The following is an 18,661-nucleotide window of genomic DNA, read 5'->3' on the forward strand; positions in this document are numbered from 1 at the left end:
AACAATTAGCGGCACCCCCTTGATGGCGCCCTGGAGTTCCCATGCAGCAACAGCCTTTCGCACTGCCTACCCGCACCACATTGGTGGTCATGGGCGTCAGCGGTTCGGGCAAGAGCGATATCAGCCAGGCCGTAGCCACTACGCTCGGCTGGCGGCATATCGAGGCCGACCAGTTCCATCCCCAGGAGAACGTCGAACGCATGCGCGCCGGCATCCCCCTGAGCGACACCGACCGGGTGCACTGGCTGGATGCCCTGATCCAGCAGATGCAGGCCGCCCAGGCCGCCGGCGAGGGCTTCGTGCTGGCCTGTTCGGCGCTCAAGCTCAGCTATCGCGAGCGCCTGCGCGCCGCCGTGCCGGGGCTGCGCTTCGCCCACCTGCATATCGACCACGCCACCGCCCTGCAACGCGTCGGCGCGCGGCCCGGCCACTTCATGCCGACGTCCCTGGTCGACAGCCAGTTCGCCACCCTCGAAGCGCCGGACGGCGAGCCCGGGGTGCTGTGCCTGGATGGCAGCCAGAGCCGCAGCGAACTGGTCGAGCAGGTCTGTGCCTGGGTGCGCCCAAGCGCCACGGCGGTGGGGATGGCCGAGCTCGTGGGGCTTTCCGCGGCGGAATTTGATAGCGCTACCAAGGGGGAGGGCGCGCACCTCACCGGCGAACCCATCTACAGCGGCGGTCTGGCGCGTCTGTTCGACCGCCTGACCGACGGCCTGATGGCCGTGCTGATGGGCTTCATGGTCCTGCTGGTGTTCGGCAACGTGGTGCTGCGCTACGCCTTCGACTCCGGCCTTGCCGGCGCCGAGGAACTGTCGCGCCTGGCCTTCGTCTGGCTGGTGTTCGTCGGCGTGGCCTCGAGCATGCGCCGCGGCGAGCTGATGAGCTTCTCGCTGATGCGCGACCGTTTCCCTAAAGCCGCGCGGCTGCTGATCGACTCGCTCAGCTGGCTGCTGGTGGCGATTGCCAGCGGCCTGGCGAGCTGGGGCGCGTGGCAGCAGCTGCAGTTCGGCTGGGGCATCGCCAGCCCGGTGGTCGGCTACCCTCTGGCCCTGGCGATGCTGCCGGTGCTGGCGTGCATGACGGTGCTGGTGCTGCTGGCCCTGGTGCAGCTGGTCAATGTCTGGCGCCGGCCCGGCCGGCTGCCCGGCGCCCTGGCCAATGTCACGGTCGACTGAAGCGTCCGCCTTGCACGACTTATCCCATAACAAGACCGGGCACCGCCCACCGAGGACCCACCGATGACCGTCGCGGTTTTCCTTTCATCCCTGCTGGGCTTCATGGCCTTCGGCATGCCGATCGCCTTCGCCCTGATCCTCACCGGCGCCGTGCTGATGTGGTACCTGGAGTTCTGGGACGTGCAGCTGCTGGCGCAGAACCTGCTGGCCGGCGCCGACAGCTTCCCGCTGCTGGCCGTGCCCTTCTTCATCCTCGCCGGCGAGCTGATGAACGCCGGGGGCATCTCCAAGCGCATCATCGCCATGGCCCAGGCCTTCGTCGGCCACAAGCGCGGCGGCCTGGGGTTCGTCGCCATCGCCGCGGCGGTGCTGCTGGCCAGCATGTCCGGCTCGGCCCTGGCCGACACCGCGGCGCTGGCCACCCTGTTGTTGCCGATGATGCGCCAGCGCGGCTACCCGCTGCACGCCTCGGCGGGGCTGGTGGCGGCCGGCGGCATCATCGCGCCGATCATTCCGCCGTCCATGCCCTTCGTCATCTATGGCGTGGTCACCAATACCTCGATCAGCCAGCTGTTCATGGCCGGCCTGGTGCCGGGGCTGATCATGGGTGGCGGGCTGATCCTGGCCTGGAGCCTGATCGCCCGCGGCTTCACCGAACCGACCCCGCCCAGGGCCAGCGAGGCCGAGCGCCGCGCGGCGCTGGTCGACGGGGCCTCGGCGCTGATGCTGCCGGTGATCATCGTCGGCGGCCTGCGCTTCGGCATCTTCACCCCCACCGAGGCGGCGGTGGTGGCGGCGGTCTACGCCCTGGGCGTGTCGACCCTGCTGTACCGCGAGCTCAACTGGAGCGCCCTGGTCGAGGCGATGACCCGCGCCAGCCGCACCACCGCCTCGGTGATGTTCCTCTGCGCGGCGGCCACGGTGTCGGCCTACATGGTCACCCTGGCGCAACTGCCGGACGAGATCGGCGCCATGCTCGGCCCGCTGGCCGACCACCCGCAGCTGCTGGTGGCGGCGATCATGCTGCTGATGATCGCGGTGGGCATGGTCCTCGACCTGACGCCGACCATCCTCATCCTGGCGCCGGTGCTGGCGCCGATCGCGGTCAAGGCCGGCGTCGACCCGGTGTACTTCGGCGTGATGTTCGTGCTGATCGGCTCCATCGGCCTGATCACCCCGCCGGTGGGCACCGTGCTCAACGTGGTCGGCGGCATCGGTCGGCTGCGCATGGACGTGCTGGTGCGCGGCGTGATGCCGTTCTTCCTGATCTACCTGGCCATCGTCATCTTGCTGATCGCCGTTCCGCAAATCGTCACCGTGCCGCTGGCATGGCTGCGTTGACGGAAAGACCCAACAAGCCCGGAGCCGCGGTGGCCCGGGCAAGCGTCACCCCGTACTCTCCTACAACAACAAAGGTACTAGCCCCATGAAACGTTTCCTGCTCGCCGGCCTCGCCGCCGCCACCCTGCTCAGCCCGCTGGCCACCCTCAGCGTCCAGGCCGACGAAATCCGCTCGCGGCTGATCCGCTTCGGCTACGGCCTCAACGAGGACAGCAACCAGGGCCGCGCCGCCAAGCTGCTGGCCGAGGAAGTGGCCAAGGCCTCCGACGGCAAGCTGAAGATCCGCACCTTCGGCTCCGCCAGCCTGGGGGCCGACAACCAGATGCAGAACGCGCTGATCGGCGGCGCCCAGGAGATGATGGTCGGCTCCACCGCCACCCTGGTCGGCATCAGCAAGGAGATGGCCGTGTGGGATACGCCGTTCCTGTTCAGCAGCGAGCAGCAGGCCGACGCCGTGCTCGACGGCCCGCTCGGCCGGCAGGTGATGGACAAGCTGGAAGAGAAGGGCCTGGTCGGCCTGGTGTACTGGGAGAACGGTTTCCGCAACATGACCAACAACGTGCGGCCGATCGCCAAGGTCGAGGACTTCGCCGGCATCAAGCTGCGCGTGATGCCCAACCCGGTGTACCTGGAGACCTTCAAGCTGATGGGCGCCAACGCCGTGCCGCTGCCGTTCTCCGAGCTGTTCACCGCGCTGGAGACCAAGGCGGTGGATGGCCAGGAGAACCCCTTCAACACCATCCTCTCGTCGAAGTTCTACGAGGTGCAGAAGTACCTGACCGTGACCAACCATGTGTACAGCCCGTGGATCGTCACCGCCTCCAAGCGCTGGTGGGACGGCCTGTCGCAGGCCGAGCAGGCGATCATCCTGCAGGCGGCGATCAAGGCCCGCGACTTCGAGCGCCAGGACACCCGCGCCGAGGCCGCCAAGGCCCTGGCCCAGCTCAAGGCCAACGGCATGCAGGTCAACGAGATCAGTGCCGAGCAGGTCCAGCAGATGCGCGAGATCGCCCAGCCGGCGATCCGGCAGGTGGTCGAGACGGTGGGCCAGGAGCTGTTCGACCAGGTCCAGGCCGCGGCGGCCAAGGCCGCCCACTGATGAGGTTTCGCGGGGTACGCCAGAAATGCCGGTGGCTGCATGGCGCCGGCCCAGGGCGGCGTATCCCGCGCTTTTTACCAGCTGGTAGAATCGCCGGCTTCTTGTTCCGGGAACTGCCATGAGCCAGCGCCGACGTCGCACCGCCGATCGCGTCACCCTGTCCGATGTGGCCAAGGCCGCCGGCTGCTCGCTGATGTCCGCCTCAAGGGCGCTGTCGCAGCCGGATATGGTCTCCGATGCCCTGCGCGAGCAGGTGATGCGGGCGGTCAAGGAGCTCGGTTATGTGCCCCATTCGGCGGCCCGGGCGCTGGCCAGTTCGCGTTCGAACCTGGTCGCGGTGATCATCCCGTCGCTGTCCAACTCGGTGTTCGTCGACACCGCCGAGGCGATCCAGCGGGTGCTGATGCCGGCCGGCTTCGAGATGATGCTCGGCGTCAGCCATTACCGGCCCGAGGAGGACGAGCGCCTGCTGCGCGCCTACCTGGCGCACCAGCCGGCCGGCCTGCTGCTCACCGGGTTCGAGCGCAGCGACGCGGCGCGGGAAATCCTCGGCGGCTACCGCGGGCCGATCGTCAGCATGATGGAGCTGAGCGACGCGGCGGACGACTACTGCGTCGGCTTCTCCCAGCAGGAGGCGGGCGCGGCCATGACCCGGACGCTGATCGAGCGCGGCTACCGGCAGATCGCCTTCGCCGCCGCCCAGCTCGATCCGCGTACCCTGCAGCGCGCCGAAGGCTATCGCCGGGCGATGCGCGCGGCCGGGTGCCACGACCCGGCCCTGGAATTGCTCACCCCGCAACTGTCGTCCATCGGCCTGGGCGCCGACCTGCTCGACCGCCTGCTGGCGCAGCAGCCGCAGATCGACGCGGTGTTCTTCAACAACGACGACCTGGCGTTGGGCGCGCTGTTCCGCGCCCGTCAGCTGGGCCTGGCGGTGCCGGAGCGCCTGGCCATCGCCGGCTTCAACGACCTGCCGGCCGCTGCCTGGGTGCACCCGACGCTGACCACGGTACGCACCACCCGCGGCAGGGTCGGCGAACTGGCGGCGCAGATGCTGATGAGCCTGATGCGCGGCGAGCAGCCGCAGCATCGGTGCATCGACGTCGGCTTCGAGGTGGTGGTGCGCGAGAGCGCCTGAGCGGCGCCCAGAGTGTCCAGGCCCCGCACTGCGGGGCTTTTTTCTATGGGGGCTCAGGCAGTGGCTTGCTCGAGCTTCTTCTCCTGGGCGGTGACCTGCTGGCAGATCTCGATGATCTGCTCGCGCATCCAGCGGTTGGCCGGGTCCTGGTCGGTGCTTTCGTGCCAGTACAGGTGGGTCTCCAGGGTCGGCACGTCGTTCACCGGCAGCTCCACGTGGTGCAGGGCGTTGCGCCGGGCGAAGCGCTCCGGCACGGTCATGGCCATGTCGGTCTGCTGCATCACGGTGCTGGCCATCAGGTAGTGCTGCGAGCGCAGGGCGATCTTGCGCTGGATGCCCATCTTGCCCAGGGCCAGGTCGATATAGCCCAGGCCGCTGCGGCGACTGGAAATGTGGATATGGGTCAGCGACAGGTACTCGTCCAGGCTGAGCTTGTCCTTGGCCAGCGGATGCCCGGGGCGCAGGGCGCAGACGTAGCGGTCCTCCATCAATTTGACGTGGCGCACCTGGGGGTCGGTGTTGAGCGGCGCATCGACGGCGAAGTCCAGGCGACCGGCGGCCAGCTCCTTGGTCGTCTCGCGACGCTTGGCCAGCATGCTCTCGATCACCAGCTGCGGCGCCAGACGGCGCAGGCGCTGGAACAGCGGCGGCAGGATGACCGCCTCGGTGAGGTCGGTCATGCTGATGCGATAGGTCTTGCCCGCCTGGGCCGGGTTGAAGGTGCGGCTTTCCTGCACCGAGATGCGCAGCTGCTGCAGGGCGCTGCGCACCGGGCCGATGATGTTCTGCGCCATGGGCGTGGGCACCATGCCCTGGGCGGTGCGCACGAACAGCGGGTCGTTGAAGGTCTCGCGCAGGCGGGCGAGGGCGTTGGACACGGCGGGCTGGGTGATGCCGACGATCTGCCCGGCACGGGTCAGATTGGCCTCGGTGTAGATGGCATCGAAGACGACGAAGAGGTTGAGGTCGACCTTGTTCAGATTCATTTCGAGCAGGCTCCGCGGATTGTCCGATGGCCGGATCATATATCGGTGATGAATGTTTATACACGACGAAAATAGCTTAGATAAATCCACACCCCTGTTCTAGCATCCTCCCCATGTCGCCAAGACCCCACTCAAAATTCCTCAGAAGGTAGCTCCCATGGATTTCGCCTACTCCCCCAAGGTTCAGGAACTGCGTGAACGCGTCACCGCCTTCATGGAGACCCATGTCTATCCGGCCGAGGCCGTGTTCGAACGCCAGGTGGCCGAGGGCGACCGCTGGCAGCCGACCGCGATCATGGAAGAGCTCAAGGCCAAGGCCAAGGCCGAGGGTCTGTGGAACCTGTTCCTGCCGGAGTCCGAGCTCGGCGCCGGCCTGAGCAACACCGAGTACGCGCCCCTGGCCGAGATCATGGGCAGCTCGCTGATCGGCCCGGAGCCGTTCAACTGCGCCGCCCCGGACACCGGCAACATGGAGGTGCTGGTGCGCTACGGCAGCGAGGCGCAGAAGCAGCAGTGGCTGGTGCCCCTGCTCAGCGGCGAGATCCGCTCGGCCTTCGCCATGACCGAACCGGGCGTGGCGTCTTCGGACGCCACCAACATGGAGGCCAGCGCGGTACGTCAGGGCGACGAGTGGCTGATCAACGGCCGCAAGTGGTGGACTTCGGGGGCCTGCGACCCGCGCTGCAAGGTGATGATCTTCATGGGCCTGACCGACCCGGACGCGCCGCGCCACCAGCAGCACTCGATGATCCTGGTGCCGATGGATGCCCCAGGGGTCAAGGTGCTGCGGCCGTTGCCGGTATTCGGCTACGACGACGCGCCCCACGGCCACGCCGAGGTGCTGTTCGACAACGTGCGGGTGCCCTACGAGAACGTGCTGCTGGGCGAGGGCCGCGGCTTCGAGATCGCCCAGGGCCGCCTCGGCCCTGGGCGCATCCACCACTGCATGCGTTCGATCGGCATGGCCGAGCGCGCGCTGAAACTGATGTGCGAGCGCGCCATCGGCCGCAGCGCCTTCGGCAAGCCCCTGGCGCGCCTGGGCGGCAACATCGATCACATCGCCGACTCGCGCATGGAGATCAACATGGCGCGCCTGCTGACCCTCAATGCCGCCTACATGATGGACACCGTCGGCAACAAGATCGCCGCCAGCGAGATCGCCCAGATCAAGGTGGTGGCGCCGAACGTGGCCCTCAGGGTGATCGACCGGGCCATTCAGATCCATGGCGGCGCCGGGGTCTCCAACGACTTCCCGCTGGCCTACTGGTACGCCATGCAGCGCACCCTGCGCCTGGCCGATGGCCCGGACGAGGTGCACCGTGCCGCGGTCGGCAAGTTCGAGATCGGCAAGTACATGTCCCGCGAGGCGATGAAAGCCAGCCGCTGACGGCACGGCCCGTCGCGCCGACCCAGCTGCCCGCCCTCGCGCGGGCAGCTGTCGCTCGGGGGATCAGCGCCGCGGCTCGCCGTCCTGGCCGGCCTCGCGCTGCAGCCAGTGCAGACGCAGGTGCAGTTGCGCGGCGAAGGCGCGGGCGGCCAGTTCCTCCTGGAAGTTCAGCGCGCGCCGGCCGCAGCGTACCTGCCAGAGCAGGCGCCGGCCCTGGACGACGGCGTGGATACTGATCTCGGGGAGGGTCAACGGCTGCGGCGGTCCTTGGCGTGTTTGCGGGTCTTGAACAGCGACAACAGTACGCCACCGATCAGCAGCGTCAAGGTCACGCTAAGCGACATCAGGGCCGGCACAGGACCGACCAGGTCGTGCAGGAAGATCTTGCCGCCGATGAAGATCAGCACCAGCGCCAGGGCGTATTTCAGATAGATGAAGCGGTGCATCAGCGCCGCCAGGGCGAAGTACAGCGCGCGCAGGCCGAGGATCGCGAAGATGTTCGAGGTGTAGACGATGAACGGGTCCTGGCTGATGGCGAACACCGCCGGCACGCTGTCCACGGCGAAGATCAGGTCGGCCAGCTCGATCAGCACCAGGGCCAGCAGCAGCGGTGTGGCATGCAGCCGCAGCCTGCCGCCGCCGGGCTCCGGCAGGCGCACCAGAAAACGCCCGTCATGCAGTTCGTCGGTCACCCGCAGGTACCGGCGCAAGAGCCTCAGCAGTGGATTGCGCGACAGGTCGGGACGGCGCTCCTCGTGGCTGAACAGCATCTTCACCCCGGTCAACAGCAGGAATGCGCCGAACAGGTAGAGCACCCAGTCGAAGCGCTGCACCAGCGCCGTGCCCAGGCCGATCATCAGCGCCCGCAGCAGCACCACCCCGAGGATGCCCCAGAACAGCACGCGGTGCTGGTAACGCCGGGGGATGTCGAAGAAACCCAGGATCACCGCCATGACGAACACGTTGTCCATCGACAGGGACTGCTCGACCAGCAGGCCGGTATAGAACTCCAGGGCCTTGGTTGCCCCCAGCTGCCACCAGATCCAGGCGCCGAACGCCATGCCGACGCTGACATAGCCGCTGTAGAGCAGCAGGCTCTCGCGCATCTCGATTTCGTGCTGTTCGCGGTGCAGCACCCCCAGGTCGAAGACCAGCAGGGCGATGACGATGGCGGCGAAGGCCAGCCAGAACCAGCCGGGAGTGCCGAGGAAGGAGAGGGTGAAGAGGCTGTCCGGTGCGGTCATAGGCCCTCCCTGATGTCCGCCTAAGTTGAGAATCAACTTGGTGACGCCGACATCACGGTGAGCATTCACCGCCAGAGGGGCCCGGTATCACTGGAGTAAGGCTAGAGCCGAATGGCGTCCGGGGCAAATCCCCCGGCACCGTCCGGCCCGGGGTGGGTTCAGTAGACCCAGACCTCGACCCGGCGATTCTTGATCCGCCCTTCGTCGGTGTCGTTGACGGCCACCGGCAACTCGTCGCCCAGGCCGATGATGTCGCGGAAGATCACCCCGCGCTTGGCCAGTTCGCGGCGCACCGCCATGGCCCGCAGCTTGGACAGCAGCTCGGCGCGAGCGGGGTCGGACTTGGGGTCGCCGAAACCGACCAGTACCACCTGGTGGCGCAGCTTGTCCTGGTCCTTCAGAAAGCTCAGCACCCGGTCTAAGTCATGCTGGGTCTTGTTGTCCAGGCTGGCACTGCCTTCCTGAAAGCGGAAGTTCACCGACAGCCGCTGGGCATCCTGGGCCAGGGTCCGGTAGGCCGCCGGCATGGCCGGGTTCGGTTGCACCCGTACCGCCTGGACGGTCTGGGCGATAAAACCGCTCTGCGCCACTATGGCCTGGCCCCGCGGGCTATGGGCAAAGTGCACCAGGGCGTCGACCCAGGGGTTGGCAGCCTCCGGCTGCTTGTACAGGAACAGTCGCCGCGACAGGGGATAGTCCTCGGTGGCGATCAGCGTCTCGCTCGGCGGCATGGCCTGGGAGTCCCCCGCGGCGATGGCCAGGGCCTTGGCCTGACGGATATAGGGCAGGCCGATGAAGCCGATGCCCTGGGGGTCCCGGCTGACCAGGTCGGAGAGGCGCTCGCTGGACTCGAAGCGACGGGCGCCTCCGGCCAGGCTCTTGCCATTGGCGACCAGAACCAGTTCCTTGAAGGTGTCGTAGGTGCCGGAGTTGTCGTCCCGGGCGTACAGGTTGATCGGCCCCGGGCGGCCGCCGAGCTGTGCCCAGTCGCCGATCTCGCCGGCGAAGACCTGGGCCAGCTGATCGGTGCGCAGGGCGTCGATGGGGTTGCTCGGATGCAGAATGATGGCCAGGCCGTCGATGGCGATGATCTGTTCGGCATCGCGACTCTTCAGGTCGCCGAGCGCCGCCAGCGTGGCCACTTCGCTGGCCTTGACCGGCCGCGAGGAGGCCGCCAGGTCCGCGCTGCCGTTGTGCAGGGCGACGAAGCCGGTGCTGGAACCATGGGCAGCCACCTCGATGGTCACGCTGCGCCCCTGTGCCGTCGTGCCGATTATCTGCTGCTCGTTCTCCGCCTGGCCCGGTCGCACGCTGATGGCGGCGACGCCCTGCTGCTCGAGCAGCCCCCTGGCCAGTGCCGGGCCGAGCTTCGCGCCTATGGTGTTGGAGCCCTGGATGCGCAGCACGCTGCTGCCGTCGGCGGGAAGCGGCAGGGCGGCGGAGGCCGGCGCAGACAGGAGCGAGCCGATAAGACCGAGCAACAGCAGGGTTGCGGTCAGGCTCCGGGGTTGACGATCACGAGCTCGCAGGGCACGCGGCATGCTGCAGACACCTTGTGTGGGTGGATGAGGATGCCGCGACGATAAGACGGAAAGATGACTGTAATGTGACAGTCGCGTAGGGCGGATGCTCTAGGCCGAGGTTCCCCGGCAGGTTCGTCGACTGCCGGGACTCAGCTCAGCTCCAGCCAGATCGGCGCGTGATCCGAGGGTTTCTCCATGCCGCGCAGCTCGTAGTCGATGCCGGCGTCCTTGATGCGTTCCTGCAGGGCCTGGGAGGCGAGGATCACGTCGATGCGCAGGCCGCGCTTGGGCTCGTCCTCGAAGCCGCGGCTGCGGTAGTCGAACCAGCTGAAGCGGTCGTTCACCTCGGGATTGAGCCGACGGAAGCTGTCCACCAGCCCCCAGCCCTTCAGCTCGGCCAGCCACTCGCGCTCCTCCGGCAGGAAGCTGCACTTGCCGGTCTTCAGCCAGCGCAGGCGGTTCGGCTCGCCGATGCCGATGTCGCAGTCCTCCGGCGAGATATTGATGTCGCCCATCACCACCAGCGCCTGCTGCGGCTGGAACTGGCTGCGCAGCAGCCGCTGCAGGTCGGCGTAGAAACGCTGCTTGGCGGGAAACTTGAGCGGGTGGTCGCGGTTCTCGCCCTGGGGGAAGTAGCCGTTCATCACGGTCACCGGATTGCCCTGGGCGTCGGCGAAGGTGCCGTAGATGAAGCGCCGCTGGGCATCCTCGGGGTCGTCCGGAAACCCCTTGTGCAGGGCCAGCGGGGCCTGGCGCGAGAGCAGGGCGACACCGTAATGGCCCTTCTGCCCGTGGTAGTGCACGTGGTAGCCGAGCTGGCGGATCTCCGCCTCGGGGAATTGCTCGTCGGCGACCTTGGTCTCCTGCAGGCCGATCACGTCCGGCTGATGCTTGTCGATCAACGCCGCCAGCTGGTGGGGGCGCGCACGCAGGCCGTTGATATTGAAGGAGACGATCTTCATGGGCGGCAGGTCCTGGGGCAGATGGCTGGAAAACCGGGATGCTAGCCGATCCACCGGGCAGGCGGCCAGTCGCCTGGCGGGCTTGGGGCTGCGGTGCTAACGTGGCCCAAGGCCAGAGAGTCCAATAAGAAGAGAGGTCGCGCCATGCCCAACAGTCCAGCCGAGATTCGTCTGCTCGATGGCGGCTATGCCCGCGAGGCCCGCTCGCTGCTGTATCACGCCTACCGTCACGAGCCTACCTTCGCCTACCTGTTCGAGGCCGGGCGCACGGGCTATGACCAGCGGGTGCGGGCCACGGTGCGCGAGCTGGTGCAGCAGCACTTCGGCGAGGACCTGCCGGCCCTGGGCCTGCTGATCGACGACCGCCTGATCGGCATGGCGCTGATCGCGCCGCCGCAACGCCGCATGGACATCACCGAGAGCTGGGGCTGGCGCATGCGCATGCTGCTGACCACCGGCTTCCGCTGCACCCGGCGCTATCTGGAGTACCACGCCGCGGTGCTGGCCTGCCTGCCGCCGGGCACCTACCACCTGCTGCCGCTGCTCGGCATCCATCCGGAGTTCCAGGGCCGGCACTTCGGCGAGCAGCTGCTCGAGGCCGTGCACAACTGGTGCGCCGAAGACGGCAGCTCCCGCGGCGTGGTACTGGACACCGGCGACGAGCACTATCTGGAGTTCTACAAGCGCCAGGGCTACCAGGAGGTCGGTCAGGTGGCGGTCGGGCCCATCGTCGAGCACGTGTTCTTCCACCCCAATCCGCAGCCCGCGGTCAAGGCCAGCGCCTGAGACGCAGCCTTGTCCGCCTCCCGCGACTACTGCTGCGAAGGCCCTGGCTAGAGCGGCGGCGCATGTTAGCATCGCGTCCATGACGACCCTCACCAGGCTCGGCGCGGCTCTCGCGCTTCTGCTGCTCAGTGCATCCATCCTCGCCGAGGCGCGGCTGGAGGTGCGGGTGCAGCCGGCCAACAAGGCCCTGAAGAGCAATATCGAGGGGCATATCGGCAGCCTCGGCGAGCGCGACCCGGAGTCCCTGCAGCGTTTTCGCCGGGTGGCCGAATCCCAGGCGCGCAAGGCGGCCCAGGCGCTGGGCTACTACCAGGCGCGCATCACCAGTGAAGTGGTCGCCGGAGAGCCGCACCGGCTGATCATCGGCGTCGATCCCGGCGAGCCGGTGCGCCTGCGCGAGGTCATCCTGCGGGTCGAGGGCCCGGCCGAGCGCCTCGAGGCCTTCCGCCTGCCCCGCGAGGCCCAGCTGCGCAGCGGCGCGGTGCTCAACCATGGCCGCTACGATGCCGCCAAGCGGCACATCCAGAACCAGGCCTCGCGCTACGGCTTCTTCTCCGGACGCTTCAGCCGCCAGCGCCTGCGCATCGACCCGGATGCCGGGGTGGCCGATGTCGAGCTGGTCTACGCCAGCGGCCCGCGCTACCGCCTGGGCGCGGTGAGCTTCAGCGGCGATGCGCCGTTCGATCAGGAGCTGCTGGGACGCATGGTGCCGTTCGCAGCCGACAGTCCCTATGACTCGGAACTGATCGCCGAGCTGTACCAGGCGATGCGCTCCAGCGGTTACTTCGAGTCGGTCCGGGTCGATGCCAACCCGGCCACGGCCGAGGCCGAGGCCATCCCGGTCGAGGTCCAGCTGCAGGTGCGCAAGCCGCGCAGCCTGGGCCTGGGCCTGGGGGTTTCCACCGACGTCGGGGTGCGCGGCCGGGCCAACTGGACACGCCACTGGGCCAACCCCCAGGGGCACAGCTACGGGGTGGAGATGGAGCTGTCGCAGCCGCGGCAGAACGTCGGCCTGTGGTACGACGTGCCGCTCGACCCGCCGCTGACCGACAAGCTGCGCTATGCCGGCGGTTACCAGTACGAGGAACTGGCCGATACCGACAGCCTCAGCCGCCTGCTGACCCTGGGGCCGGAATGGCACAGCCGCCTGGCCGGTGGCTGGCAACGGGTACTTTCGCTGAAGTGGCAGCACGAGGAGTACCGCCTGGGCGATGACAGCGGGCTCAGCACCCTGTTGATGCCGGGCGTCAGCTTCGCCTACCTGCACAGCGACAATCAGCTGGACCCCAACCGCGGCTATCGCCTGCAGTTCGACCTGGCCGGGGCCAAGCAGGGGCTACTCGCCGACGCCGACGTGCTGCACGCCACCGTGCTGCTCAAGGGTCTGACCACCCTGGGCCAGCGCCACCGCCTGCTCGGCCGGGTGCAGCTGGGCGCCACCGAGTCCAGCGGCTTCAAGGCAGTGCCGCCGTCGCTGCGCTTCTTCGCCGGCGGCGACCAGAGCGTGCGCGGCTACGACTACCAGAGCCTGGCGCCGGAAAACGCCCAGGGCGACAAGATCGGCGGCCGCTACCTGTTCGCCGCCAGTGCCGAGTACCAGTACGGCCTGACCGAGCGCTGGCGCCTGGCGACCTTCATCGACCAGGGCAACAGCTTCAACGCCCTGGAGCTCCCCAGCCTGAAGAGCGCGGTGGGCCTCGGCCTGCGTTGGGTGTCGCCAGTCGGCCCGCTGCGCCTGGACCTGGCCCATCCACTGGATGACCAGGGCGGCGTGCGCCTGCACTTTTCCATGGGGCCCGAGCTGTGAGGCGCGGCCTGCGCCACGGCCTCCTTGGCCTGCTCGCCGTCATCGCCCTGGTGGTGCTGGCACTGTGGCTGCTGCTCGGCACGAACGGCGGCAGCCGCTGGGCCTTGGAGCGCGTGCCAGGGTTGCGGGTCGAGGGCTTCGAGGGCCGCCTGGGCGGCAGTTGGCAGGCCCAGCGCCTGCGCTGGCAGCAGGGCGGCGATCGCCTGGTGGTGCAGGCACCGCTGCTGGACTGGTCGCCGCGCTGCCTGTGGCGCCTGAGCCTGTGTGTCGAGCGCCTGCAGGCCGAGCGGATCGAGCTGCTGACGGCGCCTGGCAGCGCGTCCGAGTCGCAGCCTCTGGCCCTGCCGGAGCTGCAGTTGCCCCTGGCCGTGGAGCTGGGCGAGCTGCGCATCGGCAGCTTGCTGATCAACGACGACGAACAGCTGCAGGGCCTGCAGCTGGCCGCGCACTGGCAGGCCGAGGGACTGCGCATCGACCATCTCGCGGTGCGCCGCGGTGGGCTGCAGCTCGAACTGCAGGGGCATCTGCTGCCCAGGGGCGCCTGGCCGCTGCGCGCCAGCGGCCAGCTGCACCTGCCGGCACCGCAGCAACGCGACTGGCGCCTGGCCCTGGAGGTGGACGGCGACCTGCTCGGCAGCCTGCGCCTGAGCGCCGACAGCAGTGGCTATCTGCAGGGGCACCTGAGCGGGGAAGTGCAACCCCTGACCGAGAACCTGCCGGCGAGCGCCCGGCTGGTCGCCGACGGCTTCATGGCCAGCGCCGAGCTGCCGGCGACCCTGCGCCTGGACAAGCTCGAGCTCAGCGCCGGCGGCGACCTGGCCAGCGGTTACCGGGTCGCCGGCCGCGCCGAACTGCCGGGGGAGGGCGGCGCGCTGACCCTGGCGCTGCAGGGACGGGTGGATGCCCAGGGTGCCGAGGTGGCCGAACTGAGCCTCGCGGCCGAGCCGGAGCGGCGCCTGTGGCTCAGCGGCCGCCTCGACTGGCAGCAGGCACTGAGCCTCGACAGTCGCTTCGACTGGCAGGACTTCCCCTGGCGCCGCCTGCTGCCGGAGGTCGAAGAACCGCCGGTGAGCCTGCAGCGGCTAGGGGGCGAACTGGCCTACCGGGACGGCAATTACCTCGGTCACTTCGACGCGCAGTTGCAGGGGCCGGCCGGCGCCTTCAGCCTGCAGAGCCCGTTCAGCGGCGACCTGCAGCAGCTGTTCCTGCCGGAGCTGCTCCTGCAGGCCGGCCAGGGCCGGGCCGCCGGCCAGCTCAGCCTGGGCTTCGCCGAGAGCCTTAGCTGGGACGGCCGACTGCAACTGAGCGAACTCGATCCGGCCTACTGGCTGGCCGAAATGCCGGGACGCCTGGGCGGCCCCCTGAGCAGCCGCGGCGAGCTGCAGGACGGGCGCCTGAGTCTGGCGGCGGACATCGCCCTCGACGGCCGTCTGCGCGGCCAGCCGGCACGCCTGCAGGCCGCGGCGAGCGGGGCGGCAGGGCGCTGGTCGCTGCACCGGATCGACCTGCGTCTGGGGGATAACCGGGTGCACGGCAGCGGCGAGTGGCAGCAGCGCCTGAGCGGGCAGTTGCAGCTGGCGTTGCCGCGCCTGGGCCAGCTGTGGCCACAACTGCAGGGACAACTGGAGGGCCAGCTGCAGCTGGCCGGTAGCCTGCAGGCCCCGCAAGGCCGGCTGCAGGCCCAGGGTCGGCGCCTGGCCTTCGCCGAGCGGCGCGTGCAGCGCCTCGAACTGGATGCCCGGCTGGACGCTGCCCAGCAGGCGCGGATCGAGCTGCAAGCCGATGGCATCGCCCTGGACGAGCGCGAGCTGGGCCGCCTGAGCGCGACCGGCAGCGGCGATGCGCGGCGCCAGCAGCTGCAGGTGCAGCTCGATGGGCCGTTGCTGCGCAGCGCCCTGGCCGTGGCCGGCGAGCTGAACGGCGGCACCTGGCGCGGTCGGCTGCGCAGCGGCGAAGTGCACAGCGGCGGCCAGGACTGGCGTCTGCAGCAACCGGCCAGCCTGCTGCGCCGGGCCGACGGCCGCCTCGAACTGGGTGCCCATTGCTGGCGTTCCGGCCCCGCCAGCCTGTGCGGCGAGGCGCAACGGCTATGGCCCGAGCCGCAGATTCGCTATCGCCTGGCCGATTTTCCCCTCGACAGCCTGGGTCCCTGGCTGCCCAAGGATGTCGCCTGGCAGGGCCAGCTGGACGCCGAGATCGCCCTGGACCTGCCGGCCAGCGGGCCTCGCGGCCGGGTCTCGGTGGATGCCGGGCGCGGCAGCTGGCGCATCCGCGAACAGGAGCAGTGGCTGGCATTCGCCTACGACGAGCTGCGCCTGGACAGCCAGCTGCGCGCCGAGGGGATCGATGCCCGCCTCATGCTGCGCGGCCCGAAGATCGGCGAGCTGTCGCTGCAGGCCACGCTCGACCCGCGTCCGGCGCACAAGCCGCTGACCGGCAGCTTCCGCCTGAGCGGACTGGACCTGGCCCTGGCCCGGCCCTTCGTGCCGCGGGTCGAGCATCTGGGCGGGCGCCTGGAGGGCAGCGGCAGCCTCGGCGGCGAGTTGCTGGCGCCGCGGGTCGACGGCCATGTGCGACTGCACGACGGGGTGATCAGCGGCGGCGAGTTGCCGAGCAATTTCCGCGACCTGCAACTGCAGGCGCAGATTGCCGGCGAGCGTCTGCAGCTACAGGGCGGCTGGCACAGCGGCGCGCAGGGGCGCGGCGAACTCAGCGGCGAGCTGGCCTGGGGCGCCGGCCTGCAAGGGGAGTTGCGCGTGCGCGGCAGCCGCCTGCCGGTCAGCGTCGAGCCCTATGCGGAGCTGGAGGTTGAGCCGGATCTGCGGCTCAGCCTGGCCGAAGAGCGGCTCACCCTGGCCGGCAGGGTGGCGATCCCGCGGGGCAAGATCCACATCCGCGAGCTGCCGCCGTCCACCGTGCAGCTCTCTGATGACGCCGTGATAGTCGGTCAGGACAGCCCGCCGGACCGGCTGCCGGCCATCGCCATGGATATCGACGTGGAGGTCGGCCAGGAGCGCCTGAGCTTCTCCGGCTTCGGCCTCAGGGCCGACCTGGCGGGGCGCGTGCACGTCGGCGACGATCTGGACACCCGCGGCGAGCTGAACCTCAACAACGGGCGCTTCCGCGCCTACGGCCAACGCCTGACCATCCGCCGCGCACGCCTGCTGTTCGCCGGCCCCATCGACCAGCCGTTCCTCGACATCGAGGCGATTCGTCGGGTCGACCAGGTGATCGCCGGCCTGCGCCTGAGCGGCCGCGCCGATCAGCCCAGGAGCGAGGTGTTCTCCGAGCCGGCGATGAGCCAGGAACAGGCGCTGTCCTACCTGGTGCTCGGCCGGCCACAGGGGCAGGGCAGTGGCGACAGCAACCTGCTGGCCCAGGCGGCCCTGGCCATGGGCCTGGCCAGCAGCGCCTCGCTGACCGGCGGGCTGGCCCAGCGCCTGGGCATCGAGGACTTCCAGTTGGACAGCGAGGGCAGCGGGGTGACCACCAGCGTGGTGGCCAGCGGCAATCTGTCCGAGCGCCTGAGCCTGCGCTACGGCGTCGGGGTGTTCGAGCCGGCCAATACCCTGGCGCTGCGCTACCAGCTGAGCAAGCGCCTGTATCTGGAGGCCGCCAGCGGTCTGGCCAGCTCCCTGGACCTGTTCTACCGCCGCGACTTCTAGTCTCGGCCTGGCCAACGGCACGTCGCCCTGAGGCTGCATCGCCTTCGCTGAACTAAAGTGATCTAGCACGCCCGCGTGCGGGTCGATGTTCGCGGCCGGCGGGCGGCGCGCGCAACCAGTTGAAGGAGACTGCCATGGAGTTCATCACCACCCTGGTCAATCAAATCAACGGTCTGGTCTGGGGTCCACCCATGCTGGTGGCGATCCTCGGCACCGGCCTGTTCCTCATGCTGCGCCTGAAGTTCATGCCCCTGGCCAAGATAGGCGCCGGCTTCAAGCTGCTGTGGCAGGGGCGCAAGAAGGGCGACGAGGCCAGCGGCGAGATCAGCCCGTTCCAGGCGCTGATGACCTGCCTGGCCGCCACCGTCGGCACCGGTAACATCGCCGGCGTGGCCACGGCGATCTTCCTCGGCGGCCCCGGCGCGCTGTTCTGGATGTGGTGCACCGCCCTGGTCGGCATGGCCACCAAGTACTGCGAGGTGGTGCTGGCGGTGCATTACCGCGAGACCGACGAGCGCAAGGAACACGTCGGCGGCCCCATGTACGCGATCAAGAACGGCCTGGGGCCCAAGTGGGTGTGGCTGGGCACGGCCTTCGCCATCTTCGGCGGCCTGGCCGGCTTCGGCATCGGCAACATGGTCCAGGTCAACAGCATGGCCCACGCCCTGACCGACACCTTCGGCGTGCCGGCCTGGGTCACGGGCGTGGTCGCCATGGTCTTCGTCGGCCTGGTGATCCTCGGCGGCATCAGGCGCATCGGCCTGGTCGCCGCCTCCCTGGTGCCGACCATGGCCATCGCCTATGTGGCCGCGGCCATCGTCGTGCTGGTGGTGCACGCCGAGGCGATCCCCGGCGCCTTTGCGCTGATCTTCACCCATGCCTTCAGTCCGGTGGCCGCCACCGGTGGCTTCGCCGGCGCCGCGGTGATGGCGGCGATCCGCTTCGGCGTGGCCCGCGGCATCTTCTCCAACGAGGCGGGCCTGGGCACCGCCGGCATCGCCCAGGCGGCCGGCACCACCACCAGCGCGGTGCGCTCGGGGATGATCGGCATGCTCGGCACCTTCATCGACACCCTGATCATCTGCACCCTGACCGGCCTGGCGATCATCTGCTCGGGCATGTGGACCAGCGGCGCCAGTGGCGCAGGGCTCTCGGCGGCGGCCTTCGAGGCCGGAATGCCCGGCTTCGGCGGCGCCATCCTCAGCATCGCCCTGGTGGTCTTCGCCTTCACCACCATCCTCGGCTGGAGCTATTACGGCGAGAAGTGCTGGGAGTACCTGGCCGGTACCCGCTCGATCCTGCCGTTTCGCATCATCTGGGTGCTGGTCGTGCCCTTCGGCGCGGTGGCTCAACTGGACTTCGCCTGGCTGCTGGCCGACACTCTCAACGGCTTGATGGCCCTGCCCAACCTGCTGTCGCTGCTGCTGCTCAGCCCGATAGTGGTCAAGCTGACCAGGGATCACTTCGCGAGAAAATGGTGTATCGTGCGGCCGGGGAACAGAGTCTGACCCAGGGGTCAGGCTTCTCTTCCCGCTCCCCGCTTAATTA

The 18,661-nt window shown here is 69.0% G+C and carries 14 protein-coding genes; 9 read left to right on the top strand and 5 right to left on the bottom strand.

What is annotated here, in order from left to right; all coding sequences use genetic code 11:
* Positions 1-41 precede the first annotated feature (41 nt).
* The 4 genes from I0D00_RS01430 to gntR all read left to right on the top strand — a co-directional run bounded on the left by I0D00_RS01430 (position 42) and on the right by gntR (position 4,753).
* A complete protein-coding gene (locus I0D00_RS01430) occupies positions 42-1,175 on the top strand; it encodes a gluconokinase, GntK/IdnK-type (RefSeq protein WP_213637984.1) in 1,134 nt (377 codons plus the stop codon).
* Positions 1,176-1,238: 63 nt separating this feature from the next.
* The gene (locus I0D00_RS01435) at positions 1,239-2,516 is read left to right on the top strand and encodes a TRAP transporter large permease (RefSeq protein ID WP_213637985.1); all 1,278 of its coding nucleotides are present in this window, start codon (positions 1,239-1,241) and stop codon (positions 2,514-2,516) included.
* Between the two features lie 85 nt (positions 2,517-2,601).
* On the top strand, positions 2,602-3,615 hold the full coding sequence (locus I0D00_RS01440) for a TRAP transporter substrate-binding protein (RefSeq protein ID WP_213637986.1): 1,014 nt from the start codon (positions 2,602-2,604) through the stop codon (positions 3,613-3,615).
* A gap of 118 nt (positions 3,616-3,733) precedes the next feature.
* Positions 3,734-4,753 carry an HTH-type transcriptional regulator GntR gene (gene gntR / locus I0D00_RS01445; protein ID WP_213637987.1) on the top strand — a complete coding sequence of 340 codons (1,020 nt, stop codon included), beginning with the start codon at positions 3,734-3,736 and terminating at the stop codon, positions 4,751-4,753.
* Between the two features lie 53 nt (positions 4,754-4,806).
* On the opposite strand, the gene I0D00_RS01450 is transcribed toward gntR, so the two are convergent.
* Positions 4,807-5,739 carry a LysR family transcriptional regulator gene (locus I0D00_RS01450; RefSeq protein ID WP_213637988.1) on the bottom strand — a complete coding sequence of 311 codons (933 nt, stop codon included), beginning with the start codon at positions 5,737-5,739 and terminating at the stop codon, positions 4,807-4,809.
* 157 nt (positions 5,740-5,896) lie between these two features.
* On the opposite strand from I0D00_RS01450, the gene I0D00_RS01455 reads away from it, so the two are divergent.
* Positions 5,897-7,126 carry an acyl-CoA dehydrogenase gene (locus I0D00_RS01455; protein ID WP_213637989.1) on the top strand — a complete coding sequence of 410 codons (1,230 nt, stop codon included), beginning with the start codon at positions 5,897-5,899 and terminating at the stop codon, positions 7,124-7,126.
* 63 nt (positions 7,127-7,189) lie between these two features.
* On the opposite strand, the gene I0D00_RS01460 is transcribed toward I0D00_RS01455, so the two are convergent.
* From I0D00_RS01460 to xthA, 4 genes are all read right to left on the bottom strand, one after another.
* Positions 7,190-7,378: a hypothetical protein gene (locus I0D00_RS01460; protein WP_213640285.1), complete on the bottom strand. Its 189-nt coding sequence runs from the start codon at positions 7,376-7,378 to the stop codon at positions 7,190-7,192.
* Positions 7,375-8,370: a TerC family protein gene (locus I0D00_RS01465; protein WP_213637990.1), complete on the bottom strand. Its 996-nt coding sequence runs from the start codon at positions 8,368-8,370 to the stop codon at positions 7,375-7,377. The genes I0D00_RS01460 and I0D00_RS01465 overlap by 4 nt, the downstream gene beginning before the upstream one ends.
* A 158-nt stretch (positions 8,371-8,528) precedes the next feature.
* Positions 8,529-9,911 carry a substrate-binding domain-containing protein gene (locus I0D00_RS01470; protein ID WP_213637991.1) on the bottom strand — a complete coding sequence of 461 codons (1,383 nt, stop codon included), beginning with the start codon at positions 9,909-9,911 and terminating at the stop codon, positions 8,529-8,531.
* Positions 9,912-10,042: 131 nt separating this feature from the next.
* A complete protein-coding gene (gene xthA, locus I0D00_RS01475; RefSeq protein ID WP_213637992.1) occupies positions 10,043-10,855 on the bottom strand; it encodes an exodeoxyribonuclease III in 813 nt (270 codons plus the stop codon).
* 144 nt (positions 10,856-10,999) lie between these two features.
* Between xthA and I0D00_RS01480 the strand changes: the two genes are divergently transcribed.
* The 4 genes from I0D00_RS01480 (at position 11,000) to I0D00_RS01495 (ending at position 18,621) form a co-directional block, all read left to right on the top strand.
* Positions 11,000-11,641 (top strand): GNAT family N-acetyltransferase, encoded by a 642-nt coding sequence (locus I0D00_RS01480; protein ID WP_213637993.1) that lies wholly within the window; start codon positions 11,000-11,002, stop codon positions 11,639-11,641.
* 79 nt (positions 11,642-11,720) lie between these two features.
* The gene (locus tag I0D00_RS01485) at positions 11,721-13,448 is read left to right on the top strand and encodes an autotransporter assembly complex protein TamA (protein ID WP_213637994.1); all 1,728 of its coding nucleotides are present in this window, start codon (positions 11,721-11,723) and stop codon (positions 13,446-13,448) included.
* Entirely contained in the window at positions 13,445-17,113 is a 3,669-nt protein-coding gene (locus tag I0D00_RS01490) for a translocation/assembly module TamB domain-containing protein (RefSeq protein ID WP_213637995.1), read from the top strand. Before I0D00_RS01485 ends, I0D00_RS01490 begins: the two co-directional genes overlap by 4 nt.
* Before the next feature lie 134 nt (positions 17,114-17,247).
* Positions 17,248-18,621: an alanine/glycine:cation symporter family protein gene (locus I0D00_RS01495; RefSeq protein WP_213637996.1), complete on the top strand. Its 1,374-nt coding sequence runs from the start codon at positions 17,248-17,250 to the stop codon at positions 18,619-18,621.
* The last annotated feature ends 40 nt before the right edge of the window (positions 18,622-18,661 follow it).

Source organism: Pseudomonas lalucatii, from assembly GCF_018398425.1.
Classification (GTDB): domain Bacteria; phylum Pseudomonadota; class Gammaproteobacteria; order Pseudomonadales; family Pseudomonadaceae; genus Aquipseudomonas; species Aquipseudomonas lalucatii.